Annotated in this window: 19 protein-coding genes and 1 CRISPR repeat array (1 of these 20 only partly in view); of the genes, 8 read left to right on the top strand and 11 right to left on the bottom strand. The window is 73.8% G+C overall.

Features of this window, described 5'->3' with window-relative positions:
* Positions 1-467: direct repeats of the CRISPR family, unit length 29 nt; unit sequence GCGTTCCCCACGCGGGTGGGGATGAACCG (it extends 2,188 nt beyond the left edge of the window).
* Between the two features lie 77 nt (positions 468-544).
* Positions 545-676: a hypothetical protein gene (locus RGE_RS24805; RefSeq protein WP_259376271.1), complete on the top strand. Its 132-nt coding sequence runs from the start codon at positions 545-547 to the stop codon at positions 674-676.
* 26 nt (positions 677-702) lie between these two features.
* Here RGE_RS24805 and RGE_RS03355 read toward each other — a convergent pair whose 3' ends face one another.
* Together RGE_RS03355 and RGE_RS23015 are read right to left on the bottom strand one after the other, a co-directional pair.
* A complete protein-coding gene (locus RGE_RS03355) occupies positions 703-1,734 on the bottom strand; it encodes a hypothetical protein (protein ID WP_014426900.1) in 1,032 nt (343 codons plus the stop codon).
* 35 nt (positions 1,735-1,769) lie between these two features.
* Positions 1,770-2,453 (bottom strand): helix-turn-helix domain-containing protein, encoded by a 684-nt coding sequence (locus RGE_RS23015; protein ID WP_014426899.1) that lies wholly within the window; start codon positions 2,451-2,453, stop codon positions 1,770-1,772.
* Positions 2,454-2,702: 249 nt separating this feature from the next.
* On the opposite strand from RGE_RS23015, the gene RGE_RS03345 reads away from it, so the two are divergent.
* Positions 2,703-4,253 (top strand): methyl-accepting chemotaxis protein, encoded by a 1,551-nt coding sequence (locus RGE_RS03345; RefSeq protein WP_043783764.1) that lies wholly within the window; start codon positions 2,703-2,705, stop codon positions 4,251-4,253.
* A 22-nt stretch (positions 4,254-4,275) separates the two neighbouring features.
* Here the strand turns inward: RGE_RS03345 and RGE_RS03340 are convergent, their stop codons facing one another.
* The 3 genes from RGE_RS03340 to RGE_RS03330 form a co-directional block, all read right to left on the bottom strand.
* Positions 4,276-6,507 (bottom strand): sensor histidine kinase, encoded by a 2,232-nt coding sequence (locus tag RGE_RS03340; protein WP_014426897.1) that lies wholly within the window; start codon positions 6,505-6,507, stop codon positions 4,276-4,278.
* Between the two features lie 178 nt (positions 6,508-6,685).
* Positions 6,686-12,481, bottom strand: coding sequence for an MBG domain-containing protein (locus tag RGE_RS03335; protein ID WP_014426896.1), 5,796 nt, complete (start codon positions 12,479-12,481; stop codon positions 6,686-6,688).
* 10 nt (positions 12,482-12,491) lie between these two features.
* On the bottom strand, positions 12,492-14,165 hold the full coding sequence (locus tag RGE_RS03330; RefSeq protein WP_014426895.1) for a ShlB/FhaC/HecB family hemolysin secretion/activation protein: 1,674 nt from the start codon (positions 14,163-14,165) through the stop codon (positions 12,492-12,494).
* Between the two features lie 337 nt (positions 14,166-14,502).
* Between RGE_RS03330 and RGE_RS03325 the strand changes: the two genes are divergently transcribed.
* From RGE_RS03325 to map, 6 genes are read left to right on the top strand one after another with little or no spacing between them, the layout of a single operon-like run.
* Positions 14,503-15,786: an isochorismate synthase gene (locus RGE_RS03325; RefSeq protein WP_014426894.1), complete on the top strand. Its 1,284-nt coding sequence runs from the start codon at positions 14,503-14,505 to the stop codon at positions 15,784-15,786.
* A gap of 28 nt (positions 15,787-15,814) precedes the next feature.
* Entirely contained in the window at positions 15,815-17,617 is a 1,803-nt protein-coding gene (gene menD / locus RGE_RS03320) for a 2-succinyl-5-enolpyruvyl-6-hydroxy-3-cyclohexene-1-carboxylic-acid synthase (protein ID WP_014426893.1), read from the top strand.
* Entirely contained in the window at positions 17,614-18,378 is a 765-nt protein-coding gene (locus RGE_RS03315) for an alpha/beta fold hydrolase (protein WP_014426892.1), read from the top strand. Before menD ends, RGE_RS03315 begins: the two co-directional genes overlap by 4 nt.
* Positions 18,375-19,421 (top strand): enolase C-terminal domain-like protein, encoded by a 1,047-nt coding sequence (locus tag RGE_RS03310; protein ID WP_014426891.1) that lies wholly within the window; start codon positions 18,375-18,377, stop codon positions 19,419-19,421. Before RGE_RS03315 ends, RGE_RS03310 begins: the two co-directional genes overlap by 4 nt.
* 46 nt (positions 19,422-19,467) lie before the next feature.
* Positions 19,468-19,701: a ParD-like family protein gene (locus RGE_RS03305; protein WP_014426890.1), complete on the top strand. Its 234-nt coding sequence runs from the start codon at positions 19,468-19,470 to the stop codon at positions 19,699-19,701.
* Positions 19,698-20,489, top strand: a complete 792-nt coding sequence (gene map / locus RGE_RS03300; RefSeq protein WP_014426889.1) for a type I methionyl aminopeptidase — start codon at positions 19,698-19,700, stop codon at positions 20,487-20,489. Before RGE_RS03305 ends, map begins: the two co-directional genes overlap by 4 nt.
* 37 nt (positions 20,490-20,526) lie before the next feature.
* On the opposite strand, the gene RGE_RS03295 is transcribed toward map, so the two are convergent.
* The 6 genes from RGE_RS03295 to ahbB (RGE_RS03270) all read right to left on the bottom strand — a co-directional run bounded on the left by RGE_RS03295 (position 20,527) and on the right by ahbB (RGE_RS03270) (position 25,721).
* Positions 20,527-20,835 carry a c-type cytochrome gene (locus tag RGE_RS03295; protein ID WP_014426888.1) on the bottom strand — a complete coding sequence of 103 codons (309 nt, stop codon included), beginning with the start codon at positions 20,833-20,835 and terminating at the stop codon, positions 20,527-20,529.
* Between the two features lie 129 nt (positions 20,836-20,964).
* The gene (locus RGE_RS03290; protein WP_014426887.1) at positions 20,965-22,563 is read right to left on the bottom strand and encodes a nitrite reductase; all 1,599 of its coding nucleotides are present in this window, start codon (positions 22,561-22,563) and stop codon (positions 20,965-20,967) included.
* On the bottom strand, positions 22,556-23,776 hold the full coding sequence (gene nirJ / locus RGE_RS03285) for a heme d1 biosynthesis radical SAM protein NirJ (RefSeq protein ID WP_014426886.1): 1,221 nt from the start codon (positions 23,774-23,776) through the stop codon (positions 22,556-22,558). The genes RGE_RS03290 and nirJ overlap by 8 nt, the downstream gene beginning before the upstream one ends.
* Positions 23,777-23,778: 2 nt before the next feature.
* A complete protein-coding gene (gene ahbB, locus RGE_RS03280; protein ID WP_014426885.1) occupies positions 23,779-24,261 on the bottom strand; it encodes a siroheme decarboxylase subunit beta in 483 nt (160 codons plus the stop codon).
* Positions 24,251-24,745, bottom strand: a complete 495-nt coding sequence (locus RGE_RS03275; protein WP_014426884.1) for an Lrp/AsnC family transcriptional regulator — start codon at positions 24,743-24,745, stop codon at positions 24,251-24,253. The genes ahbB (RGE_RS03280) and RGE_RS03275 overlap by 11 nt, the downstream gene beginning before the upstream one ends.
* On the bottom strand, positions 24,732-25,721 hold the full coding sequence (gene ahbB / locus RGE_RS03270; protein WP_014426883.1) for a siroheme decarboxylase subunit beta: 990 nt from the start codon (positions 25,719-25,721) through the stop codon (positions 24,732-24,734). Before ahbB (RGE_RS03270) ends, RGE_RS03275 begins: the two co-directional genes overlap by 14 nt.
* Position 25,722 lies beyond the last annotated feature (1 nt).

The raw sequence follows: 25,722 nt of genomic DNA, 5'->3' as shown, positions 1-25,722 counted from the left end.
TGCCGACGAACGCGTTCCCCACGCAGGTGGGGATGAACCGGCCTCGCGCACGATCGAGGTCATCTCGTTGAGGCGTTCCCCACGCGGGTGGGGATGAACCGGTCGACTTCCCCATGCCCTGCGGGCCTTCGAGGCGTTCCCCACGCGGGTGGGGATGAACCGACGACTGGAGGGCGGCACTGCGCGATGAGCGAGCGTTCCCCACGCGGGTGGGGATGAACCGACGTAGCGCACGTGTTCGACCTTGCCCAGCTCGCGTTCCCCACGCGGGTGGGGATGAACCGACCGGCGGCTGGCGCTACTTCGTCAAGTACTGGCGTTCCCCACGCGGGTGGGAATGAACCGCGCCTGGCGCTGCTGGATAACGACCGCAGCGAGCGTTCCCCACGCGGGTGGGGATGAACCGGCTGAGGAGTTCGATCATGGGTGTCCCCGGAGGCGTTCCCCACGCGGGTGGGGATGAGCCGACGCTGACGGCCTCCCACCGCACCGCCATCTAGCGCGCGAGGATGGCGTCACGTCGCCCGATGACGCGCTGGCCGCCGTGCAGGCATGGAACGATCGCAAGCGCCGCCTGATGAAGCGCGAGCATGTCGCCGCCGCATGGCAGCGCCTGCAAGACGAGGGCTGGCTGGAACCGTTCGCCGCGCGCCCGACGCAAGCGATTCCGGCTTAAGCGCTGCCGGGCACCGCGCCAACAGGCTACTGCACTGGCGCCGGGATACCCCGCTCCGCGTTGTCCTGCACCAGCACCGCCCTCGCCGCCGCCCGCACCTCATCAGCCGCCGCGTCCACCAGCCGCTCCGGCTCCGCCAGCTTCAGCCGCTGCGCCAGGGCCGCCAGCACGCGCCGGTTGGCCCAGGCGTGCGGGTTGGCGCGGTCGTCGCCCTGGTTGGCGACGAAGGCGCGCAGGGTCTTGGCCAGCGTCTGCTCGGCCTGCGCCAGTTCCACCAGCTTGGCGCGGTATTCCAGCTCCGGGCCCTGCAGCCCGGGCAGGCGCTTGTAGTCGGCGTAGTGCTGCGACTCGTGGGCCAGGAAGTTGATGCGGAAGGACTCGTCGTCCAGGTCGTAGGCGTCGGCCACGGCGTACAGGCCCTCGTCGGTGGCGAAGCCGCCGGTGCCGGGGCCGCCGCAGTTCAGGTGCCGGGCCCAGCCGCCGCTCACCAGGTCGCGCATCAGGAACACGCGCACGGTCTCGCGCTGGCCGTCGGGCAGCAGCACGGGGTAGCGGCGCTCGTCTTCGCGGAAGTACAGCATCAGGTCGTAGAGCTCGGCGGTGCGGCCCAGGCGGCTGTGCAGGCCCAGCGCGGCCAGGCGGGCCGACACGGCGTCCTGCAGCGCGTCGCGCGTGGCCTGGGCGGGCTGGTCGGTCAGGCGGCGCAGGTCGGCGAACAGCGCTTTCTCGGCGGCCGCCCGGTGCGCCGGGTCCAGCGCCTCGCGCCAGTAGTGGCGGTAGGCGCGCAGCACGGCGTCGGGCAGCGGGTGGCCGGTGGTTCGCGCCGCGGGGAACGACGGCCGGTCCTGCAGCCGCGCGGCCATGCAGACGCGTTGGCGCGCCTCGGCCGCGCTGGCCGGGTGCAGCGCGCCCAGCAGCGCCAGCGCCCGCGGGCCGTCGGCCTGCAGCACGGCGTTCTGGGCCGCGCTCAGCGTGGCGCCGGCCGGCGCGGCGGCCCCGACGATGGCGGGCGCCAGGGCCACGAACAGGGCGACGAGCCCCGGCAAACGGTTGGACATGCGGCCCCCTCGACGGGCGAAGCGAAGCCCGGAGGCTAGGGCTGGGCGTCGGGCCGGGTCTTGAACGGATTTGACTGGCGCAGCTGCCGCGGCGTCATGCCGGTGGCCGCACGCACGGCGCGGCTCAGGTGTGCCTGGTCGGCATAGCCCAGCGCCAGCGCCAGCTGCGCCAGCGGCTCGGGCCCGGCCAGGCGTTCCAGCGCGCGCGCCAGGCGCAGGTCGGCGCGGTAGCGCGCCGGCGTCACGCCGTAGGCGGCGGCGAACCCGCGGCTCAGCGTGGCCGGTGCCAGCCCGGCGTGGCGGCTCCAGGTCTTCAGCGGCAGGCCGGGGTCGGCGCGCAAGGCGGCGGCCAGGGCGTCGGGCCAGTCCTGCTGCAGCGGCGGCAGCGCGTCGGCGTGCTCGGGCAGCTCAATGGCCTGGCCGCGGGCGGCCAGGTCCAGCAGGGCTTGCGGGTCGCGGGCGCGGAAGGCCGGCGGCAGCCGCCCGGCGCTGCGCAGCGGCAGGTTGACGACCAGGGCGCCGCCGCGGCCCACCCAGTCGGCGTGGATGCTGAAGGCCGGGTGCACCAGCACGTCGCCCGGCTCCACCTGCCAGCGGCCGCCTTCGCCGGCTTCGACGTAGCGGCCTTCCAGCACCAGCGCGGCGTAGGCGCCCTGGTGGCGGTGGCGGGCGATGGCCCCGGGCAGCAGGCGGTCGAGCGGGGTGGTGGCAGCCGGCATGGCACGCCGAGTTTGCAGGACGGGCGGCCGGCGCAGCAAGCCGTCTTATTGATATCTCTGGCAGTATTGACAGATAAGGCCGGCAATATCGCTCTGAAGCCCCGACGGTGAATTTGAGAGCCCAGGGGATATTTCTCGGGCACCGCCGGAGATGACGCTCAAGTGTGGGAAGTGACGGCCGATGACAAAAGACGAGCTCGTATTTGCCGCCAGCACGGAGGCGGCGTCCTCTCCTCATCGGGAAGTGTGATGTTGAAAACTCTCTCAGGCGCCAAGTCGATTGGCCGGCGCCTTTCCACCGTGCTGGCCCTGGTCCTGCTGATCTCGTTCGTCGGCTCGGGCTTCGGCTACTGGGCCCTCAGCCGCACGGCCGCCGCCAACCAGGACATGCTGGAGGACTCGCTCGTCTCCGAGCGCCTCGCGTCCGACTGGTATCGCAACATCAGCGGCGGCGTCAACCGCACGACGGCGATCGCGGTGAGCAGCGATGCGAATCTCGGGAAATTCTTCGCCGACGTCTCGGCGGAATCGACGAAACAGTCGACGGAGCTGCAGAAGAAACTCGAGCCGATGATGAAGACGGAGGCCGAGAAAGCGCTCTACGAAAAACTGGCGGCGACCCGCAAGATCTATCTCGGCTCGCGCGACGAGGTCTACGCGGCGCGCCAGGCCGGTGAGGCCGAGAAGGCCCACGACATCTTCCAGAACAAGTTCCAGCCGGCGGCGGCGCAGTTCCAGGACGCGATCCGCGCGCTGGTGCAGATGCAGCGCGACGAACTCGACGCCGAGGCCGTGAAGGCGGCCGACGCCAACCGCGCGGCGCGCATCGCGCTGGTGGTCTTCGGCACCTGCGCGCTGGTGGTCGGCGCGGCGCTGGCGCTGTGGCTGACGCGTTCGATCACGGTGCCGCTGAACGAGGCCGTCGAAGTGGCCGACACGATCGCCAGCTTCGACCTGAGCCGCCCGATCACGCCGCGCGGCGAAGACGAGACCGGCCGGCTGCTGCGCTCGCTGCAGAGCATGCAGAGCTCGCTGCGCCGGCTGATCGGCGAGGTGCGCGCCTCCACCGACAGCATCGGCACCGCCAGCAGCGAGATCGCCAGCGGCAACATGGACCTGTCCGCGCGCACCGAGCAGACGGCGTCGAACCTGCAGCAGGCCGCGGCCTCGATGACCCAGCTGGCCAGCACGGTGCGCCAGACGGCCGACGCCGCCGGCACCGCCAGCGGGCTGGCCAACACCGCGGCCAGCGTGGCGCAGCGCGGCGGCGAGGTGGTGAGCCAGGTGGTGTCGACGATGGACGAGATCAGCACCAGCTCGCACCGCATCAGCGACATCATCGGCGTCATCGACGGCATCGCCTTCCAGACCAACATCCTGGCGCTCAACGCCGCGGTGGAGGCGGCCCGCGCCGGCGAACAGGGCCGCGGCTTCGCCGTCGTGGCCGGCGAGGTGCGCAGCCTGGCCCAGCGCTCGGCCCAGGCCGCGCGCGAGATCAAGGGCCTGATCGGCAGCGCCGTCGACAGCGTCGAGACCGGCTCGCGCATGGTGCAGGAGGCCGGCAGCACGATGACCGAGCTGGTGGCCAGCGTGCAGCGCGTCAACCAGCTGATCGGCGAGATCGGCAACGCGACGCGCGAGCAGAGCGACGGCATCAGCCAGCTCAACGCCGGCGTCTCGCAGCTCGACCAGATGACGCAGCAGAACGCCGCGCTGGTGGAAGAAGCGGCCTCGGCGGCCGGCAGCCTGAAGGACCAGTCGACGCGGCTGGCCAGCGCGGTCAGCGTCTTCCGGCTGTAAAGCGCGGGCGGGCGGCGCGGCCTCAGGCGCGCGCCGTCTCGCTGCGCATCGGCAGCTCGGCCCAGAAGACGCTGCCCTGGCCGGGCGCGCTGTGCACGCCGATGCGGCCGCCCTGCAGCTCCACCAGCTGCCGCGTCACGTCCAGGCCCAGGCCGGTGCCCTTGTCGCGTTCGCCGGCGCCGGCGGCCTGCTCGTAGCGGCCGAAGAGCCGCAGCTGGTCCTGCTCGTCGATGCCGACGCCGGTGTCCTGCACCTCCAGCCGCCAGCGCCCGGCGTCCAGCGCCCGCGCGCGCACGTCGATGCGCCCGCCCTCGGGCGTGAACTTCACGGCGTTGGAGACGAAGTTCAGCAGCACCTGCTTCAGGCGCAGCGGGTCCAGCCACAGGTCGGGCAGCGGCTGCAGCTCGGTGTGCAGCTCGATGCGCTTGGCCTCGGCCTGGGCGCGCACCAGGGCCAGCGCCTCGTCCACCAGCGCCGGCAGGTCCACCGCCGCGGCGGCGAACTCCAGCCGGCCGGCTTCGATGCGCGACAGGTCCAGCAGGTCGTTGACCACCTGCAGCAGGTGCTGGCCGCCGCGTGCGATGTGCTCCAGGTACTGCCGGTGCCGCGGCGAGCCCGGCGGCACCAGCCCCTGCAGCAGCAGGTTGGCGAAGCCGATCACGCCGTTGAGCGGCGTGCGCAGCTCGTGCGAGACGGTGGCCAGGAACTCCTGCTTGCGCCGGCTGGCGGCCTGGATCTCGCGGTTCTGCGCCTCCAGCTCGACGCTGCGCAGGCGCAGCGCCTCGCCCTGCTTGCGCTCGGTGATGTCGGCCACCAGGCCGATCACACGCTGCGGGCGGCCGAACTCGTCGCGCAGCACCAGGCTGTGCGAGGCCACCCAGTGCTCGCTGCCGTCGGGCCAGAGGACGCGGAACTCGTGGCTCAGCGGCTGGCCGTGGCGCGCGGCGGCTTCGGAGGCCGCGAAGACGCGCTCGCGGTCGTCGGGGTGCAGCACGGCGCGCAAGGCCTCGAGCGACCAGTCGGCGATCGGGGTGTCGTGGCCGAAGCAGCGGTCGTGCTGCAGCGAGTGGTGCAGCTCGCCGGTGTTCAGGTCCAGGTCCCAGGTGCCCATGCGGCTGGCTTCGATGGCCAGGCGCAGGTCGGCCTCGCTGCGGCGCAGGGCGGCCTCGGCGCGGTCGCGTGCCTGCTCGCGCTCGTCGAGCAGGCCCTGGGTGCTGGCCAGCGCGTCGGCCAGCTCGCGCGCTTCCAGCATGTCCGGCCGCGGGATCTGCACGCGCCGGCCGGCGCCGATCTGCCGCGCCGGGCCGGTCAGCGCCAGGATCGGGCCGGCGATGCTGCGCCCCAGCAAGGCGGCCAGCGCCAGCCCGGCGGCCAGCAGCGCCGCCGCCACCGCGGTGAAGACGGCGACGCTCTGCCGCAGCTCGACGGTGAGCGCGGCGCGCGGCGCGCCGATCGTCACCGACCACTGGTAGCGCCGGGAGCGGGCGTGGCTGGCCAGCACCTCGATGCCGTCGCGCGAGGTGACGAAGACGCTGCTGCTGTCTTGCGTCATCACGCGCTGGCGCAGCTCGGCCACCAGCGGCGTGCCGACGAAACGCTCGGCGTTGTGGGTGCGCGCCGCGGTGATGCCCTGGCGGTCGACGACGCTGGAGATCCACTGCGGCGGCAGCCCCTGGCGCCGCAGGAAGTCGGCCAGCGTCTCGACCGACAGCACCATCACCAGCCAGTAGCGGCGCTGGCCGTCGCGCTGCACCGGCACCCGCACCGACACGCGCCGCACGCCGGTGACGGCGCCGAGGAACAGGTCCGACACCTGCGCGCGGCCGTCGTCGGCCGGCGGCGGGAACATGTCCAGCGGCCGGCGCGCCGGCAGCCGGCCGCCGTAGGGCACCAGCAGGTTGAGCAGCTGGTTCTCCTCGGCGTCGAAGAGCACGATGGTCAGCGCGTCGGTCTGATCGCGCGCCAGCAGCGCCTGGTCGTAGAAGCGGCGCAGGTCGCCGCTGTCCAGGTAGGGCGAGGTGGCGAGCATCTGCAGCGCCACGGCGTGTTTGTCGATCTCCGACTCCAGCGCCCGCACCAGCCGCGTGGCCGAGGCCGCGGCCTCGCGCACCATCGCGTCGTGTGCACGCTGGTAGTGGGTGAACGCGGTGGCCAATGCCAGCAGCCAGCCCGGCACGACGCAGGCCACCACCAGCAGTTGCAGCCGGCCGCGGATCGTGCCCGGCAGCCAGGACGCTTGTCGAAGCCATCGCATGCGGGGAACCTCGCAGAAGGCGACGTGGTCGCGACGGGGGACGGCCGATTCTGCCCAGCAGCGCAGGTTTCGCCGCGGGATTAGTACGGGTTTCGCGCCGCCGATCGGGGCCGCGGGTGCACGGTTGAACCCGCCGGGCGGGCCCGCGGGCCGAACCGGCGGGCGCCGCCCGGAGTCGTCAGTCCGCGGGCCGGCAGTCGCCGGCGGCGTCGCACCCGGCCAGGCCAGGCGGCAGGCGGATGCCGCCATCGACCACCTCGACCGGCGCCGCGCCGCGTTCGGCCTGCGCATCGACGCGGGCCGCGCCGTCGGGCAGCCAGGCCAGGACGGCGGCGTAGGCCGGGCCGAGACCGGCGTCGGCCGGCGTCACCGGCCGAGGCGCCGCGGTGATCGTCAGCGTGCCGTCGACGTAGCGCAGCGTGTAGTTGGCGGCGCTCAGACCGCCCGGGCTGATCGTGTAGACGCCCGGCTGCAGCGCGCCCTGCGAGCTGCCGCCGTAGCTCAGCGTGCCGCCCAGGACGTCGGCGCCCTCGCCGCCGACGAAGCCGGTGTACGAGACGCCGTTGCCGCCGCGGTAGGCGACGAGGTCGGCGGCCTTGCTGGCGTCGAGCGCGGTCACGGTGAGGGCCGCCTTGTCGATGGTCAGCGTGCCGTCGACGAAGCTCAGGTCGTAGTTGCCGTCGCTGCCGCTGGCGTGCGTCGTGTAGGTGCCCGCGTTGCGGCCGGAGCCGCCGGCGCTGACGCCGGTCAGCACCGCGGCCGTCTCGCCGCCGACCAGGCCGGTGGCGCTGAAGCCGCTGACGCTCTGCGTGCCGCCGTTGTAGGTCACGCGGCCGCTGTCGGCGGTGACGGTGGCAGCCGCCTTGTCGATGGTCAGCGTGCCGTCGACGAAGCTGAGCGTGTAGTTGCCATCGCTGCCGCTGGCATGCGTCGCATAGGTGCCGGCGTTGCGGCCGGAGCCGCCGGCGCTGACGCCGGTCAGCACTGCGGCCGTCTCGCCGCCGACCAGGCCGGTGGCGCTGAAGCCGCTGACGCTCTGCGTGCCGCCGTTGTAGGTCACGCGGCCGCTGTCGGCGGTGACGGTGGCAGCCGCCTTGTCGATGGTCAGCGTGCCGTCGACGAAGCTGAGCGTGTAGTTGCCGTCGCTGCCGCTGGCATGCGTCGCATAGGTGCCGGCGTTGCGGCCGGAGCCGCTGACGCTCACGCCGGTCAGCGACGCCGCGGTGTCGCTGCCGACCAGGCCGGTGGCGCTGAAGCCGCTGATGCTCTGCGTGCTGCCGTTGTAGGTCACACGGCCGCTGTCCGCGGTGACGGTGGCCGCCGCCTTGTCGATGGTCAGCGTGCCGTCGACGAAGCTGAGCGTGTAGTTGCCGTCGCTGCCGCTGGCATGCGTCGTGTAGGTGCCGGCGTTGCGGCCGGAGCCGCTGACACTCACGCCGGTCAGCGACGCCGCGGTGTCGCTGCCGACCAGCCCGCTGACGCCGAAGCCGGTCACGCTCTGCGTGCCGCCGTTGTAGGTCACGCGGGCGCTGTCCGCGGTGACGGTGGCCGCCGCCTTGTCGATCGTCAGCGTGCCGTCGACGAAGCTGAGCGTGTAGTTGCCGTCGCTGCCGCTGGCATGCGTCGTGTAGGTGCCGGCGTTGCGGCCGGAGCCGCTGACGCTCACGCCGGTCAGCGACGCCGCGGTGTCGCTGCCGACCAGCCCGCTGACGCCGAAGCCGGTCACGCCCTGCGTGCCGCCGTTGTAGGTCACGCGGGCGCTGTCGGCGGTGACGGTGGCCGCCGCCTTGTCGATCGTCAGCGTGCCATCGACGAAGCTGAGCGTGTAGTTGCCGTCGCTGCCGCTCGCATGCGTCGTGTAGGTGCCGGCGTTGCGGCCGGAGCCGCTGACGCTGACGCCGGTCAGCGACGCCGCGGTGTCGCTGCCGACCAGGCCGGTGGCGCTGAAGCCGCTGATGCTCTGCGTGCTGCCGTCGTAGGTCACGCGGCCGCTGTCGGCGGTGACGGTGGCGGCGGCCTGGGTCACGATCACGGTGCCGTCGACGGCGGTGATGTCGTAACCCTGCTGGCCGGAGTAGAGCCCGGCCGCCGTCGCGCTGCGGGTACCGGCGTTCTTGCTGACGAGGGTGCCGGTGGTCGGGCCCAGCAACAGGCTGCTGTCGACGGCCGTCGAATAACTCAGGCCCAGGCCGGTGGTCGTGCCGTCGTAGGTTCGGGTGCCGCTGTTCGCGGTGACGGTCAGGGGCGTCAGGAAGCTGCGCAGCAGCGGATAGGTGTAGCCCTGGTAGATGCGCCAGTCGGTGCTCGAGAAGCCGCTGGGCAGGCCGGCCCGCAGCTGCGCCGTCGTGCGCCCGGTGGCGCCGCCCGTGCCGCCGGCGATGCCAATGGCGCGGCCGCTGGTCTGGGTGTCCCAGTAGGCGTTGGAGATCGCCGAGGCGGTGTTGTTGTTGTAGCCGGCGAAACCGCCGACGTTGGTCGTGCCGCTGACCTGCCCGGTCGAGTACGCGCCGGTGATCGTGCCGTTGGCGAAGTTGACGCCGACGAAGCCGCCGATGTTGCTGGCCGAGCCCAGGCCGACGACGTTGCCGGTGGCATACGAGTCGGTGATGCTGCCTTCGTTGTGGCCGACGAAGCCGCCGACCGGGCCGGCACTGCCGGTGACGGTGCCGGTGGCGTAGGAGCCGCTGATGCTGCCGCCGTCGCCGAAGTAGCCGTTGGCCCCGACGAGGCCGCCGACGTAGCCCATGCCGCTGAGCGTGCCGGTGCCGGTGACGTCGCCGGTGGCGTAGGAACGGCTGATGCTGCCGCCGTTGAAGTTGTAGCCGACCAGGCCGCCGGCCTGGTAGCCGGCGCCGGTGACGTCGCCACCGGCCCAGGACGCGGTGATCGCGCCGCCGTCGTTGGCGCCGACCAGGCCGCCGACGTTGCTCTCGCCGGTGCTCCGGGCGTCGACGTCGGTCTGCGCCGACGCGCCCGTCAGCGTGCCGCCGGACATGTAGCCGACGAGCGCGCCGACGTCGTCGTTGCCGGTGACGCTGCCGCCGACCAGATGCACGTCGGCGATCGTCGCGCCCTGCGTGTAGCCGAACAGGCCGACGTAGTTGGTGCCGGCGCGCTCGATGTTCAGGCCGCTGATCCGGTGCCCCTGGCCGTCGAAGCGACCGCTGAACGTGCCGCCGGAACTGCCCACCGGCACGAAGCCCGAGGCGCCCCAGACATCACCGCCGCCCAGCGTGGCGCTCAGGTCCAGGTCGGTGCCGAGGCTGTAGCTGGCCGACCGGTCCAGCACCATCAGCTGCAGCGCGTGCGGCGTGAAGATCGCCGTCGAGTATTCGCTGCGCAGCATCGGCCGCGTCTGGCCGGCCAGCATCACCCAGGTGTTCGTGAAGTCGAAGCCGGCGTAGCTGGCCTGAGTGTAGTGCTGGGCCTGGATGTCGCTGGCGCCGCTCACCGCGGCATCACCGCCGCTCGCGGACTGGGCGGTCGAGCCCGAGTCCCAATAGGCGTTGGCGGCCGTCGTGTCGGCGGCGCCGGTGCCCACCAGCCCGCCGGCCGCGCTGCCCTGCACGCGGCCACTGGCGTAGACGCGTGTCAGCGTGCTGCTGCCGGTAACCTCGCCGATCAGCCCGCCGGCGCTGCCGGCGTCGGCCTGCACGGCCCCGGTGGCGTAGGCGTCGCTGACGCCGGTGCCCGTGGCACGGCCGACCAGGCCGCCGACGGCCGTGCTGCCCTGCACGCCGGCGGTGGACGCGACCTGCTGCAGCGTCGCGCCGTCGGCGCTGCCGGCCACGCCGCCGACCGTGTTGCCGGTGCCGCTCAGCTCGCCGGTGACGTTGACGCCCAGCAGCGAGCCATGCAGCTCGCCGGCGACGGCACCGACCTGGCTGCGGCCGCCGATGCGCACGTTGGACAGGGTCAGGTCGCTCGCCGTGCCGTCGAGCCGGCTGAACAGCCCGACCGAGTCGGTCCCCGGGCGCTGGATCGTCAGGCGGTCGACGGCGTGGCCGAGACCGAGCAGGTCGCCGCTGAAGCTGGCCAGCGGCACGAAGCCGGCGCCGCCGTTCCAGGCCGCGGTGGCCGAGGCGTCGATGTCCTCGGCCAGCGCGTAGTGCGTGTCCGCGCCCAGGGCCTGCAGCTCGGCGACGTCGTGCACCAGGGTGTAGCCGGTGCCGTTGACCGCCAGCGTCGCGCTGCGCTGCGGCAGTGTCAGGCGCGCGCCCTGGGCCAGATCGAAGCTGCCGCCGAAGTCCAGCACGACGGCGTCGCCGTCCCAGGCGAGCGCGTGCGCGAGCACGAGGTCGGCGCCGGCCTGCAGCGACAGCGACGAGCTCGACCCGCCGTCGAGCGCGGCGCCGATGCGTAGGTTGCCGGAGGTGGTGGCCAGACGTAGGTCGCCACCGCTGGACACGGCGCCGGTGACGTTCAGCGCCGTGGAGCCGACGAAGGCGAAGTCGCCCGCGGCGCTGGAGGCGGCCAGCGTCGTCACCTGGTTGACGGCGTGCGTGAGGTCGACCGAGCCGCCGCTGGCCGCGGTGACGGCCAGCGTGCCCGCCCGGATGGTGCCGCCGCTGCTTTGCGACACGCCGCCGGAGCCGGCGTTCAGCACCAGGCCGCTGCCGGCATTGCTGCCGTTGATCGCGGCGTTGACGAAGACACCGCCGGTGCTGCTGTCGGCGTTGAGCGTCAGCGTCGTCGCGGCCGACCAGCTGACCGGCGCGTTGACGGTGATGTTGCCCGCGTCGCTGCCGGCGCCCACCGTCGACAGGGCGACGTTGCTGGACGACAGGTAGGCGCTCAGCGTGCTGTTGTTGATGTTGGCGCCCGAGGCCGTCGGCGAGACGGTCCAGGGGTTGCCCGAGACGGAGACCGACACCGAATTGCTGCCCGACGCCGAGATCGTGATGTCGTAGGGATCGATCAGCCAGGTGCCGGTGCGGCCGGAGGCGGCGAGCGTCGACACCTGCAGGCCCTCGGCCAGCAGCACCTGCGCGGCGCTGGTATCGATGAAGCCGCCGTTGCCGCCGTCGGGCGCCGAGGCGTCCAGCCGGCCGCCGGCGGCGACGACGCCGCCGTCCATGTCGGCGATCAGCTTGATCGTGCCGGACGAGCCGTCGACGGTGCGGGCCTCGATGACGCCGTCGTTGTTGACCACCGACTGCACCAGGCGGTCGGCGGTCTTGGCGGTCATCAGCACGGTGCCGCCGTCGGCTTCGATCAGCTGGCGGTTCTCGGCCAGCGCCTGCAGCGTGCCCTGGTTGACGACGACGCCGATCAGCCCGTCGCCGGCGAAGTCCAGCGTGATGTCGCGGCCGGCGGCCAGCGCCACCGTGCCCAGGCGGGCGCTGATCGTGCCGCGGTTGGACACCTGCCCGCCGAGCAGCGCGACGTAGCCGCCGCTGGCGGCGCCCAGGCTGCCTTCGTTGACGACGCTGCCGGCGCTGCCGGCGAAGCGGTAGCGCCCGGCGAGGAAGTCGTCGTCGGCGAGCGACAGCGTCGTCGCCACCAGCCCGCCCACCTGCACCTGCGCGCTCTTGGCGAACAGCACGCCGTTGGGGTTGAGCAGGAAGACCTGGCCGTTGGCGTCGAGGCGGCCGTAGACCTGGGTCGGGTCGGAGCCGAGCACGCGGTTCAGCGCGACCGACGAGCGGTCGGGCTGCACGAAGCGCACCGTCGCGTCCGAGCCGATGCTGAAGCTCTGCCAGTCGATGGCGAGCTTGCCACCGGACTGCTGGACCGTCAGCGTGCTGCCGCCGGTGCCGATGCTGCCGGCGCCAGCGCTGATGCGGCCACCGGTGGGCAAGGTGCCGGCGTCGAGCGCGAAAGCCGGGGCGGCCAGGGCCGCGGCGGCGGCCGCGGCGACGGCGCGGCGCCGCGTGCGCGCCGTGGCGCGCCCGGCGCAGCCGCGCGTCTTCTCCGAGACGGCGACCCAGGCGCCGAGCGATTCGTTGTAGCGCGTGGCGTGGCAACGGTTCATGCGGATCTCCTCAGAAACGCTGGACGGCCTGCATCCAGGCGCGCGGGTGGCGGTCGGTGTCGGACGTGGGCGCGCTGCCGTCGCGCCAGGCGATGCTGAACTGGACGCTGAAGTCGCCGACGCTGCCGGCCAGCCCCAGGCCGCCACCGGCCAGGCGGCGCGAGTTGTCGCCGTCGGCGGCGATCGGGTCGTGCTGGGTGCGGCCGTGCGCGAGGTCGTAGAAGACGCTGGCCTGCCAGCCGGCCCAGAGCACCCGGCGCAGCTCCAGCGTCGCCAGCCAGGCGTCGTCGGCCGAAGCTTCGCCCTGCGGGTAGGCGCGCACCGCCTGGGCGCCGCCCAGGCTCATCTTCTCCGCGCTGTCGAGGTTGCCGTTGGCGGCCTGCGCGCGCAGGTCGGCGCGCAGGCTGGTGGCGGCGCCCAGCGCCTGCGTGCGCGCGGCGGCGAGGTTCAGGCGCACGAAGCGGCCGGCGGTACGGTGCCCGGCGGCGTCGCCGGCTTCGGCGGCGGCGTCCAGGCCCAGGTGGCCGACGGCCAGCGAGGCGCTGCCCTGAGAGCGGCCGCCGCCCAGCCAGTCGTCCTGGCGCTGGCCCGAGGCGCCGAGCGTCAGCAGGTCGATGCTCTTGCGCGAGCGCGTGTCGGCAGCGTCCAGATCGTCGTGCAGCCGCTTGTGCTCGACCATCGCCTGCAGGCCCAGGTCGGCGCGGCGGCTGCGCAGCAGCGGGTGCAGCAGGTAGGCGCTGCCGATGACGGCCGTGCCGTGCGCGTCCAGCGGCGAGAAGTCGTCGCCCAGCCGGTAGCGCATGCCCGACCAGGCGGCGCCCAGCTGCGTGCCGGCGGCGCCCACCGGCAGCTGCCAGGCCACGCGGCCGTGGCGCAGCCCGCTGGAGACCACGGTCTGCAGCGCCAGCGTATCGCCCAGGCCGGCGAGGTTGCCGCCCGAGACGTTGGCGCCGGCGCGCCACTCGCCGGTGTAGCGGTTGCCCTGGTTGTCGAGCAGCAGGTCGGTGGCCCAGCGCCGGCCGGCCTCGAGCTGCACGTCCAGGTCGGTGGTGCCGACCGAGGCGCCGGGCCGCAGCGTCGAACGCAGCTCGACGCCGGGCAGGTCGGACAGCAGCAGCAGGTCGCGCTCCAGGCGCGGGCCGGCCAGCGCCTCGCCGGGGCGCAGGTCGGCCAGGCGCGCGGCGACGAGATCGTCGTCCAGGCCGCTGCGGTTGTGCACGTTCAGCGCGCCCAGGCGGCCTTCGAGCACGGCGATCTCGACGACGCCGTCGCGGATCTCCTGCGCCGGCAGGTAGGCGCGGGCGAGCAGGTAGCCGGCTTCGCGGTAGCGGCGCGTGATGCGGCGTGCGAGCTCGTCGAGTTCGGCCAGCGTCAGCGTGCGGCCGGCGGCGTCGGCCACCAGCGCCTGCAGTTCCGGCAGAGGCAGCGCGCTGGCGCCGGTGATGCGGATGGCGCCGACGGCGATCGCCGGTCCGGCGTCACGCTGGCGCGCGGCGGGCTCGGCGATGGTGGGAAGGCCCGCGTTGCCGGGACGCGCAGCGGCGGGAGCCGGGCGAAGGTCCTGCAGCAGGCTGCCGGCATCGGGCGGCGCCGCCAGGGCCGGCGTCGCGCCCAGGGCCTGCAGGAAGAGGAAGGAACACCAGGGCCCCGCGACGGAGGCCCGGCGACTCGTGCCGATACGCATCAGACGTCTCTCCTGTGACCGACCCGGCGCGGCCGGACCGGCACACGGGGTGCAAGGTCTGCCGCCTGGACCGGTGCACCGCTGACGGCCGGTGCACCTCACGAACCGAATCTTGTTGTTACGACCCAGTCTATAGGCTCCGCCGCTCGCCGCCGGCCTCGAGCGCGACTGCGGCGCGTGGGGCGCCCGGCGGTGAGGGTTGCGTCACGTCCGCGGCTGCACATCCGGCTCATCGTCACGCTCTCTTGACCTAGGTCTAGCCGCAACCCTGCGCCGGGCCCGGGGCAGCGTGTATCGTCCCGCCGAGCCTTCGATCCGCCAGTCCGTTCCGAACCCGATGAACCTCGCCCTGCCCCCCGGCCATCCGCTGCGTCTGTGCAGCGCCGCGCTGGAGATCGCCCCGCTGCCGCCCGAGCGCCTGCTCGCCGTGCAAGGCGAGCCGACGGCGGCGTTCATGGCGCCCAACGGCGAGTCCTGGGTCGGCATCGGCGCGGTGCGCTGGCTGACCGGCCGCCCGGGCGACGGCCACGCGCTGTGGGCCGGCGTCGCCGACGTCAGCCCCGACGCGCCGCCGCCCACCGCGCTGGGCGTGCTGCCGTTCTCGCCGCACGAGGCGCCCGACGAACTCTGGGCCGGCCTGCTGCCCGGCGGCGTCGTGCTGCCCGAGCGCCTGGTCGTGCAGCGCGGCGGCCGCGCCTGGCTGCGGCTGACGCTGCCGGCCGCCGAAGCCGACACGCTGCGCAGCCGTCTGGCCAGCGTCGCCCGCGAGCTGGCGGCGCTGCCGCCGACCGAGAGCCAGGCGCTGCCGGACTTCGAGGAGTTCGACGACGCCGAGACCGCGGCGCGCTACACCGCCGCCGTCGGCGACGCGGTGGCGCGCATCCGTGCCGGCGAACTGGTCAAGGTGGTGCTGGCGCGGCGCGCCCGCATCGCCTTCGGCGCCGTGCCCTCGGCCGCGGCGGTGATGCGCCGCCTGTCGGCGCACCAGAGCGGCGCCGTGCGCTACGCCTGGTGCCGCGGCGGCAAGGCCTGGCTGGGCGCGACGCCCGAGACGCTGCTGCGCCTGGACGGCCGCACGCTGCGCACCGAGGCGCTGGCCGGCACGCGGCCCGAGTCGCGCGCCGAAGAGCTCTACGCCGACGCCAAGGAACGCCACGAACACGCCGTCGTCGTCGACGCCGTGCGCGCCGCGATCGCGCCCTGGGTGCAGGCGCTGCCGCCGACACGCGCGCCCGGCCTGCGCCGCACGCGCGGCCTGGCGCATCTGCACACCCCGATCGAGGCGACGCTGAGCGCCGCCCCCGACGCGCTGGCGCTGGTGCACGCGCTGCACCCGACGCCCGCCGTCTGCGGCCTGCCGGCCGATCGCGCCGCGACGCTCTTGGCGGCGCTGGAAGGCGAAGCCCGCGGCCTGTACGCCGGCCCGGTGCTGCGCCTGTCGGCCGACGGCACGGCGCACGCCGTCGTCGGCCTGCGCGGCGCGCTGCTCGCCGGCCGGCTGGCGGTGCTGCCGGCCGGGGCAGGCATCGTCGACGGCTCCGACGGCGAACGCGAACTGGCCGAGACCCGCGCCAAACAGGGCAGCGTGCTCGACGCCTGGCGCGCTTTCGTCGCGGCATGAGCGCTCAGGACGGCCGCGGGGTGCGCCCATGAGCGACCTTCACACCGCCTGGGCGCGGCTGTTTGCCGGCGCGCTGCGCGACGCCGGCATCGGCCACGCCGTCATCAGCCCCGGATCACGCTCGACGCCGCTGGCGCTGGCGCTGGCGCGCGCGCTGCCGCACACGCTGCTGCACGACGAACGCACGGCGGCCTTCTTCGCACTCGGCCAGGCCCGTGCCACCGGCCGGCCGGCGGTGGTGCTGGCCACCAGCGGCACCGCGCCCGGCCACTGGCTGCCGGCGGCGATGGAAGCGCGCGAAGCCGGCATCCCGCTGCTGCTGCTCAGCGCCGACCGGCCCTGGGAGGTGCAGGACGCGCAGGCCTCGCAGACGGTGGACCAGCTGCACCTCTTCGGCCGCCACGTGCGCGCCTTCTACGACCTGGGCCTGCCCGACGAGCATCCGGCGGCGCTGCGCGCCGTGCCGCGCATCGCCGCGCAGGCGGTGCTGGCCACGCACTACCCGCTGGCCGGCGCGGTGCACGTCAACGCGCGCTTTCGCAAGCCGCTGGAGCCGCAGCCCGGCCCGGGCGGCGAGCCCTGGCGGCCGCTGGTCGAGCGCCTGTCGCGCGCCGGCGCGCCGCAGCTGCTGCCCCCGGCCGCGACGCCTTCGCCCGAGGCGGTGGCGCTGCTGGTCGAACGCGTGAAGGCCGCGCCCAAGGGCGTCGTCGTCGCCGGCCCGCTGCCCGCGGCCGAGGCGCCGGCGCTGCGCCGCGCGGTCGCGCGTTTCATCGCCGCCAGCGGCTACGTGCTGCTGGCCGAGGCCACCAGCCAGCTGCGTTTCGGCCTGCCCGACGAGGCGCTGCCGCGCTGCCTGGGCGCTTTCGACGCGCTGCTGCGCTCGCGCCCGGTGCGCGCTTCGCTGAAGCCCGATCTGGCGCTGGAGATCGGCGCGCCGGCGGTGTCGGCGCAATGGCTGGCGCTGTGTGCCGGCCACGACGCGCCCGAACGCATCGTGCTGCCCGGCGAACGCCCGGCCGACCCGGCCGGCGGCGCCGCGGCGATGCTGCTCGGCCCGGTGGCCGCGCTGCTGGACGCCGCCGCCGAACGCCTGGAAGCCGAACCCCGGCTGCTCGCCGAACGCGAGACCGCCACCTACTACGCGCAGCGCTGGCAGTTCGCCGAAGCCGGCGCCTGGGCGGCGCGCGCCGACGCCGCCGCCACGGCCGACGAGGGCCCGCTGCACGAGCACCAGATCCCGGCGCTGCTGCGCGCCGCGCTGCCGGCCGGCGCGACGCTGATGGTCGGCAACAGCAACCCGGTGCGCGACCTGGACCACGACCTGCGCCCCGACGCGCAGCCGCTGGCCGTGCTGCACCAGCGCGGCGCCGCCGGCATCGACGGCCTGGTGGCCGGCGCCGCAGGTGCCCGGCGCGTGCTCGACGGCCCGCTGGCGCTGCTGCTGGGCGACGTCTCGCTGCTGCACGACGCCGGCGGCCTGGCCGCGGCGGCCGCGGTGCGCGGGCCGCTGGCCATCGTCGCCGTGCACAACGACGGCGGCCGCATCTTCGAGCGCCTGCCGATCGGGCGCGACGCGGCGCTGGCCGACGACTGCGAAGCGCTGTTCGTCGCCGGCCACGGCCGCGGCTTCGAAGGCCTGGCCGCCACCTACGACCTGGGCTACGAACGGGTGGCCTCGCCGGCGGCGCTGCGCGACGCGCTGGCCTGCGCGCTGGCCGCCAACCGGCCGATGCTGATCGAGGCGCGTGTCGCCGACGGCGGCAGCGCCACGCGCGCGGCGCTGCTGTCGGCGATGGCCGAAGCCGGCGCCGCGGCGGTGTCGCAGGCGTGAACGCGCCCGGCACCCGCCACGCCGCACGCGGCGACGGGCCGCCGCTGGTGCTGCTGCACGGTTTTCTCGGCCACCCCGGCGCCTGGGACGGCGTGCTCGCCGCCCTGCCCGCCCACGGCGAAGCCTGGTGCCCCTGGCTGCCCGGCCACGGACCGGCGGCGCCCGAACCACGCAGCTGGGCCGAGGCGGTGCAGGCCATCGCCGCCACGCTGCCAGCCGGCGCGCTGCTCGCCGGCTACTCGATGGGCGCGCGGCTGGCGCTGGGCGCAGCGATGGCGCGGCCCGGCCACGTGCGCGCGGTACTGCTGGTCGGCGGCCACGTCGGCCTGGCCGGCGAGGCCGAACGCGCCGAACGTGCGGCGCAGGACGCGGCGCGTGCCGCGGCCTTGCGCCGCGACGGGCTGGCGGCTTTCGTCGATGCCTGGGAAGCGCTGCCGCTGTTCGCCAGCCAGCGGGCGCTGCCGCCCGCGGCGCAGGCCGCGCAACGCGCAGCGCGGCTGGCGCACGACGCCGAGGCGCTGGCCTGGGCCTTCGAGGTCGCTGGGCTGGCGCAGATGCCCGACTACCGCGCGGCGGTCGCCACGACCGGCCAGCGCCTGCTGTGGCTGACCGGCGCCGAGGACACGCGTTTCGACACGCTGGCCGCCGGCCTGGCGCGGCCACCGCTGGTGACGCACGAACGCGTTGCGGGTGCCGGCCACAACCTGCTGCTCGAAGCGCCGCAGGCCGTGGCCGCGGCGCTGGCGCGGCTGGGCGCATGAACGCCGCGTCGCTGCGGTTGAGGCTGGGCGCGCCCGAGCGTGTCGATTGCGGCACCGTCGTCGTGCGCGGCACGGCACGGCCGCGGATCGCCCTGCGCATTGCCCTGGCGGCGGGCGCGGTGAGCGGCCACGGCGAGGCGCTGCCGCTGCCCGGCTTCAGCCACGACGACGCCGACGGCGTCGAAGACACGTTGACGACGCTGGCCGGCGTGGAGCTGCACCTGCCCGCCGAGGGCTCGCCAGCGGCGCGGCTGGACGCGGCGCTGGCACCGCACGCGGCGCGGCTGGAGCGCACACCCTCGGCGCGTTTCGCGCTCGAATGCGCGCTGCTCGACGCCGCCGCGCAGGCCGAAGGCCGCAGTGCCGCCGCCTGGCTGGCCGACGGCCGCACGCTGCAGCCGGTGGCGGTGAGCGTGCTGCTGCCCGACGACGAACGTGCACCGGCAGTCGCCGCCGCCGCCGCGGCGCGTGGCCACCGCGTGCTGAAGCTGAAGATCGCGATCCCCGGGCGCAGCGACGCCGACGAAGACGCGCTGCTGGCCGCGGTGCAGGCCGCGGCGCCGGGCGTGCGGCTGCGGCTGGACGCCAACGGCGCGCTGGCGCCGGGCGAAGCGCCGGCGCGGCTGGCGGCGCTGGCGCGCCACGGCGTCGAGCTGGTCGAGGAGCCCTGCCTGGGCGTGCCGCCGCCGCTGCCGCTGCCCTGGGCCGCCGACGAGTCGCTGGCCGACCCGGCGCGGGCCGCCGCGCTGCTGGCGCTGCCGGCCGATCGACGCCCGGCGGCCTGGGTGCTGAAACCGGCGCTGCTGGGCCTGGCGCGCTGCCTGACGCTGGCCGACGCGGCGGCTGCGGCCGGCATCGGCCTGATCGTCACCCACTCCTTCGACGGTGACACCGGCTTCGCCGCCGCCTGCGCGCTGGCGCAGGCGCTGCCGCTGGCGCCGCTGCCCTGCGGGCTGGCGCCGCACGCCGGCCTGGAGCGCGACTGGCCGGCCGCGGCCTGGCTGCCGCCGGCGGCCGGGCCCGGGCTGTTGCCGCCCGTCTGAAACCCCTGACGATACGCTTCGTATACGTTTCGTATACGATGCCGGCATGGGAATCGTCAAAATCTCCGAGCCGATGCACGAGAACCTGCGCATCGCGGCCAACGCGCTGTCGCGCTCGATCAACGCCCAGGCAGAACACTGGATGCGCATCGGCATGCTCGCCGAGCTGCACCCCGACCTGCCGCACGGCGAGCTGTGCCGGATGCTGGTGCGTGCCGAACTGGCCGGCGGGCTGGACCTGGCCAAGGTGGCCGGGGCGCCCGAAGCGAGGGTGCAATGAGGGGCCCGATCCCGCGCCGCAACCCGGCCGAGATCGCCAAGGCGCGTGTCGCCGGGCAGATGGCCGCGTCGGTGCTGGCGATGATCGCGCCGCACGTTCGCGCCGGCGTCAGCACCGAGGCGCTGGACGCGCTGTGCCACGACTACATCGTCGGCACGCTGAAGGCGGTGCCGGCGAACGTCGGCTACCACGGCTTCCCGAAGACGGTCTGCGCCTCGGTGAACGAGGTCGTCTGCCACGGGATCCCGTCGCCGGCCACGGTGCTGAAGGACGGCGACATCGTCAACATCGACGTCGCCGTGATCCACGACGGCTGGTACGGCGACTGCAGCCGCATGTACTGCGTCGGCGAGATCTCGCCGCTGGCGCGGCGGCTGGTGGACACCACCTACGAGGCGATGCGCGCCGGCATCCGCCGCGTGCGCCCGGGCGCGACGCTGGGCGACGTCGGCCACGCGATCCAGACCGTCGCGCGGCGCGAAGGTTTCGGCGTCGTGCGCGAGTACGGCGGCCACGGCATCGGCACCGTCTACCACGGTGACCCGCACGTCGCGCACTTCGGCCAGCGTGGCCAGGGGCTGCGGCTGACCGAAGGCATGATCTTCACGATCGAGCCGATGCTCAACGCCGGCAGCGCCGCGATCCGCGACGCGGGCGACGGCTGGACCGTCGTCACGCGCGACGGCTCGCTGTCGGCGCAGTGGGAGCACATGGTGGCCGTCACGCGCGACGGCTACGAGGTGCTGACGCCCTGGCCCGACGGCCTGGGCGGCTACGCGCCGATCTGAACCTGCATGCGCCGCCCGCAGTGGCGGCGCCCCGGCCTCACTGGGCCAGGATCCAGGTGATGACGGTCTTCAGGTCGGCGTCGGAGATCTGCTGCGGCGTGTGCGGAATCATCGGGATCGGGCCCCAGACGCCGCCGCCGCCCTTGCGCACCTTGTCGAAGAGCTGGGCGTCGGCCTTCTTGCCCTTGTACTTGGCCGCGACTTCCTTGTAGGACGGGCCGACGACCTTCTTGTCGACCTGGTGGCAGGCCAGGCAGCCGGACTTCTTGACGATGTCCTCGGGCGCGGCGAGCGCGGAGGCGGACACGACGGCGAGGCCGAGCGCGGCCAGCAGGGGCTTGATCATCTGGACGGTTCCTTTCCGGGCCCTCTGGCGTGACGGTCGCCGGGGCTCGATGCAAATGGGAACTCTTATCGTATTGAGTCCGGTCAATTTGGCTTTGATCAAGAACAGGCCGCCGGACGGGCTTTGCGCTTAGTGCGAAGTGCCCTCCGAGCGCGTGATCTTGTTCCAGACGTTGTACTTGCCGACCGGCTTGCTCATCGGCAATCGCTTCACTTCCTTCAGCGTCCTGGCGTCGTAGACGACGAGCGCGCCGTCCAGCTCCCAGACGCTGGCCAGCGCGTAGCGGCCGTCCTTGGTGAACTCGACGTGCGCCAGCGTCTTGCCGGGCTCGCGGATCGTCGCCACCGGCGAGAGCGTCGCCTTGTCGATCAGCGTCAGCGTGTCCTTGGCCGTCGGGCTCATCATCGAGTCGGTCCAGGCGTAGGGCGTGGCCTCGTGGCTGCGCATGAAGAAGCCCGGGCCCGGCGTCGGAATCGTCTTCACCGGCTTCCAGGTCTTCATGTCGATGACGTCGATCGCGCCGCCCTTGAGGTTGGGGCTGGCGAGCACCGTCGTGCCGTTCCATCCGAAGGTGATGCCCGAGCCCAGGTGCGGCATGCCGGCGATCGGCAGGTCGGCCACCTTGCGCCGGATGTCGAGGTTGACGACCTGCGCGCTGGCGCCCTGCCCGTCGGCCTTGGGCCGCGTGGCGCCGAGCAGGTGGCGGTAGCCCTGGTCGAAGAAGAAGTCGTCCAGCGGCTCGTCGAGCACGGTGCGGCGCGGGTTCAGGAAGCCCGGCGTCGCGATCGCCTCGCCCATCTTGTAGTCGTGCACGTAGCCGTCGTGGATCGGCTCGGCCTTGGGGTCGTAGCTGATCTCCCAGACCTCGGGAATGTCCTTCATCGCGACGACGAAGCTGTGGCGCGGCGCGGCGTCGTAGACGGCCGAGACACGTGAGGCTTGTTTGCCGTCCAGCGTCTGGGCGGGGATCGTCTTCACCAGCTTCAGCTCGGCGTCGAACAGCGCGACGGTCTTGGGCAGGTAGTTGGCCGCCATCACCCAGCGGCCGTCGCCGCTGACGGCGATGTTGCGCATGTTGAGCCCGGCACGCACCTCGGCCACCACCGTCAGGTTCCAGAGGTCGTACTTGGTGATCCAGCCGTCGCGGCTGCCGAAGAAGACGTAGCGCCCGTCGGGCGTGAACTTGGGCCCGCCGTGCAGCGCGTAGCGGCTGGCGAAGCGGTGGATGACTTCGAAACGGTCGCCGTCGACCAGCGAGACATGGTGGTCGCCGCCTTCGACGACGACGAAGAGGTTCATCGGGTCGGCACGCCACACCGGTTTGGCCGGCAGCTTGGCCGCGCCCGGCGTCTCTTCGCGCGAGGCGCGGATGTCGGCCTCGCTCCAGGCCGGCGCCGGGTTCACCGGCTGGTAGACCCAGGCGGCCAGCGCGTCGATCTCGGCGGCGCTCAGCTTGTCGGCGAACCCTGCCATCTGCGTCGCCGGCCGGCCCTGGGCGATGACCTTGCGCGCTTCGGCCGGGCGCAGGCGCTCCAGGCTCTCGGGCAGCAGCGCCGGGCCCATGGCGCCGGTGCGCTGGGCGCCGTGGCAGGCGGCGCAGTGCGTCGTGTACAGCACCGGGGCGGCCAGCGCGGCGGCGGGCTCGCTGGCGGCCTGGGCGTGCGCGACGTCCCAGCCGATCCAGACGACGGCCGCGGCCAGCAGCAGCTTCAGCGCGCGTCTACGCATGCTCGCTCTCCCGGCGGCCGAAGGGTGCCAGCGCGACACGCGCCGCATCGGCACCGGCGGCCAGGCCGATCTCCTCGTCGTCGAGGTAGCAGCCGGGGTCTTCGGCCCAGGCGTCGCCGGTGAGCTGCTGGGCGCGCACGCGCGTGTTGCCGCCGCAGATCGCGAAGTGTCGGCAGCCGGCGCAGCGGCCGCCGACCGGGCGCGGGTGCGCCTTCAGGCCGGCCATCAGCGGGTCGGAGGTGTCGCTCCAGATCGCCGAGAACGGCCGCTCGCGCACGTTGCCCAGCGAGTGGTGCCACCACATCGTGTCGGGGTGCACGTTGCCGAGGTTGTCGATGTTGGCGATGTTGACGCCGCTGGAGTTGCCGCCCCAGGCGACGAGCCGCTCGCGCAGCGCCTCGGCCCACTCGGGCCAGCGCGCCGCCACCCACTGCAGCAGGAAGGGACCGTCGGCGTCGTTGTTGCCGGTGACGTAGTCCTCTTCGCGGCCTTCCTGCACGCTCTGCCAGGCGCGTTCGAACAGCAGCTCCATCGCCTGGCGCGTGGCGGCGAACTGCGAGTCCTTGCCGCGGTGGATGTTGCCGCGGCCGGCGTAGTTCAGGTGCGAGAAATAGAACTTGTCGACCTGCTCCTCGCGCATCAGCGCCAGCAGCGCCGGCAGGTCCTGCTGGTTCAGCGCCGTCATCGTGAAGCGCAGGCCGACCTTGACGCCGCGTGCACGCAGCAGGCGCACCGCGGCCAGGCTGCGGTCGAAGGCGCCGTCCAGGCGGCGGAACTTGTCGTGCGTGGCCTTCAGCCCGTCCAGGCTGATGCCGACGTAGTCGAAGCCGGTGGCGGCGATGCGGTCGGCGCAGTGGGCGTCGATCAGCGTGCCGTTGGTCGACAGGCCGGTGTAGAAGCGCATGGCCTTGGCGCGCTCGGCGATCTCGAACAGGTCCGGGCGCATCAGCGGCTCGCCGCCGGAGAGGATCAGCACCGGCACCTGATAGGCCTTCAGGTCGTCCATCACCGTGTCGACCTCGGCCTTGGAGAGCTCGCCGGCGTAGTCGTGGTCGGCCGACAGCGCGTAGCAGTGTTTGCAGGTCAGGTTGCAGCGCCGGATCAGGTTCCAGATGACGACCGGGCCCGAGGGGCGCGGCGTGCGCACCGCCGGCCAGGCGCCGGAGCGGATCGCGGCGTCGAGTTCACGCAGGTACTGGCTGATGCGGAACATGGTCAGGCTCCCGACAAGCGCAAGCCTGTCTTCTTGAGGATCGCGGTGGAATAGAGGATGTCGTGGCCGCGGCAGGCGCTGCCGAGCAGCGTTTCGACCTCGCGGGCCTGGGCCTCGACTTCGGCGCGGCTGCGGCCGTGAAGCATCGCGAACAGGTTGTAGGGCCAGGCCGGCAGATGGCGCGGGCGGCGGTAGCAGTGGCTGACGCCGGCCAGCGCGCCGATGCGTTCGCCGAGCGCGTCGACCTGGTCGTCGGCGACGTCCCAGACGCTCATGCCGTTGGCGGTGAAACCCAGCGCGTAGTGGTTGGGCACGGCGCCGATGCGGCGCACCAGGCCTTGCTCGAGCATCTGCGCCAGGCGTTCGCGCACACGTTCGCCCGGCACGCCGAGCATCGCGCCGACGGCTTCGTAAGGCCGCGGCACCAGCGGCAGCCCGCCCTGCGTGGCGGCGATCAGCTCGCGGTCGAAGGCGTCAAGCGGCATCGTCGGCCTCCTCGGTCTCCAGCGCCGCGGCGGCGTCGGCCAGCGGCAGGCGCAGCTCGACGAAGAACTCGCGCTCCTTCGGGAAGGCGAGCACCGGCAGGCCGGTCTCGGCTTCGATGCGCGCCAGTGCCGCGTCGGCCGCGGCCGGTGTCTCGGCGGCGACGACGAACCACATGTTCAGCGCGTGCTCGCGGCGGTAGTTGTGCGCCACCTCGGGCCGCGCGTTGACGATCGCAGCGACGGCGTCGAAACGCTCCTCGGGCACGGCGATCGCGGCGAGCACGAAACGCCCGCCGGCGCGTTCGATCTGGAACAGCGGGCCGAAACGGGTCAGCACGCCGGCCGTCAGCCAGCCGTGCACACGTTCGATCAGCGTGTACTCGCTGCAGCCGAGTTCGGCGGCGAGCTCGGCGAAGGGCCGGTCGCTGAGCGGCAGGCCGCCGTGCAAGCGGTCGATCAGCCGCAGGTCCTCAGGCGTGAGCATGCGCGGACTCCAGGACGGGGGCGCCGAAACGCGAGGCACCGGTCTGTTTGAAACGCCGGCACGAGAACAGCACCGAACGCGGGACCTGCTGCAGCCCGGCGGCCACGGCGGCGCGCTCGAGCACGGCATGCACCGCGTCGCGGTCGCGGCCGTGCACCATGCAGTACAGGTTGAAAGGCCAGCCTTCGCCGCGCGCGCGGCGGTAGGCCAGCGTGACGCCGGGCACCTGCGCCAGCGTGTCGCCGCGCGCGTCGACCTCGCCGTCGGGCACGTCGAACACGGCCATCGCGTTGGCGGCGAAACCGAGTTCGTGGTGGCGCACGATGGCGCCGAAACGCTTCAGGGTGCCGTCGATCAGCCAGCCGCCCAGCGTGGCGAGCACGGCCTCGGGCTCGCGGCCGAGTTCACGCGCCCAGAGGTCGTAAGGCCGCGCCACCAGCGGCAGGCCTTGCTCGACCAGCGCGGCCAGCGGTCGGTCGGCGGCGGGCACCGCCGGCGCGCGGCGCTGCGGCGCCATCGCCTCGGGCGCGGTGCGCGCGCGCAGGTCGAAGCCGAGGTCGATGCGGTACGGGCGCAAGAGCGGCAGGCGCAGCGCCGCGAGGCCGGTGGCGTGTTCCAGGCGCGTGACGACGAGTTCCACCGCCGCGGCGTCGGCGGCGTTGACGACGAACCACAGGTTCAGCGTGTGCTCGCGCTCGTAGTTGTGGTTGACCTGCGGCTCGGCCGAGACGCGCACCGCCACCGTGTCCAGCCGCGCCGGCGGCACGGCCATCGCGACCAGCAGCCCGGCACCGCCGGCACCGGCGCCGAAGATGCCGCCGATGCGCGACAGCGCGCCGCTGCGTTGCGCCTCGCGGAAGGCCGCCAGCAGCTCGGGCGCCGGGCGGCCGGTGGCCGCGGCGATGGCGGCGAAGGGCGTGCGTTCGAGCGGGAAACGCTGCTGCCAGGGGTTGAGCAGTTCGGCGCTGCTGTCCATC

Source organism: Rubrivivax gelatinosus IL144, from assembly GCF_000284255.1.
Classification (GTDB): Bacteria; Pseudomonadota; Gammaproteobacteria; order Burkholderiales; family Burkholderiaceae_C; genus Rubrivivax; species Rubrivivax gelatinosus_A.
Note: the sequence above shows the minus strand (reverse complement) of the source record. Positions and strands in the feature narration are given on the sequence as shown.

Excerpts from the sequence above, each read along its gene's own strand:
- RGE_RS03355 (WP_014426900.1), bottom strand. The coding sequence starts at position 1,734 with ATGTCCAACCGTTTGCCGGGGCTCGTCGCCCTGTTCGTGGCCCTGGCG.
- RGE_RS23015 (WP_014426899.1), bottom strand. The coding sequence starts at position 2,453 with ATGCCGGCTGCCACCACCCCGCTCGACCGCCTGCTGCCCGGGGCCATC.
- RGE_RS03345 (WP_043783764.1), top strand. The coding sequence starts at position 2,703 with ATGTTGAAAACTCTCTCAGGCGCCAAGTCGATTGGCCGGCGCCTTTCC.
- RGE_RS03340 (WP_014426897.1), bottom strand. The coding sequence starts at position 6,507 with ATGCGATGGCTTCGACAAGCGTCCTGGCTGCCGGGCACGATCCGCGGC.
- RGE_RS03335 (WP_014426896.1), bottom strand. The coding sequence starts at position 12,481 with ATGAACCGTTGCCACGCCACGCGCTACAACGAATCGCTCGGCGCCTGG.
- RGE_RS03330 (WP_014426895.1), bottom strand. The coding sequence starts at position 14,165 with ATGCGTATCGGCACGAGTCGCCGGGCCTCCGTCGCGGGGCCCTGGTGT.
- RGE_RS03325 (WP_014426894.1), top strand. The coding sequence starts at position 14,503 with ATGAACCTCGCCCTGCCCCCCGGCCATCCGCTGCGTCTGTGCAGCGCC.
- menD (WP_014426893.1), top strand. The coding sequence starts at position 15,815 with ATGAGCGACCTTCACACCGCCTGGGCGCGGCTGTTTGCCGGCGCGCTG.
- RGE_RS03310 (WP_014426891.1), top strand. The coding sequence starts at position 18,375 with ATGAACGCCGCGTCGCTGCGGTTGAGGCTGGGCGCGCCCGAGCGTGTC.
- RGE_RS03305 (WP_014426890.1), top strand. The coding sequence starts at position 19,468 with ATGGGAATCGTCAAAATCTCCGAGCCGATGCACGAGAACCTGCGCATC.
- map (WP_014426889.1), top strand. The coding sequence starts at position 19,698 with ATGAGGGGCCCGATCCCGCGCCGCAACCCGGCCGAGATCGCCAAGGCG.
- RGE_RS03295 (WP_014426888.1), bottom strand. The coding sequence starts at position 20,835 with ATGATCAAGCCCCTGCTGGCCGCGCTCGGCCTCGCCGTCGTGTCCGCC.
- RGE_RS03290 (WP_014426887.1), bottom strand. The coding sequence starts at position 22,563 with ATGCGTAGACGCGCGCTGAAGCTGCTGCTGGCCGCGGCCGTCGTCTGG.
- nirJ (WP_014426886.1), bottom strand. The coding sequence starts at position 23,776 with ATGTTCCGCATCAGCCAGTACCTGCGTGAACTCGACGCCGCGATCCGC.
- ahbB (WP_014426885.1), bottom strand. The coding sequence starts at position 24,261 with ATGCCGCTTGACGCCTTCGACCGCGAGCTGATCGCCGCCACGCAGGGC.
- RGE_RS03275 (WP_014426884.1), bottom strand. The coding sequence starts at position 24,745 with ATGCTCACGCCTGAGGACCTGCGGCTGATCGACCGCTTGCACGGCGGC.
- ahbB (WP_014426883.1), bottom strand. The coding sequence starts at position 25,721 with ATGGACAGCAGCGCCGAACTGCTCAACCCCTGGCAGCAGCGTTTCCCG.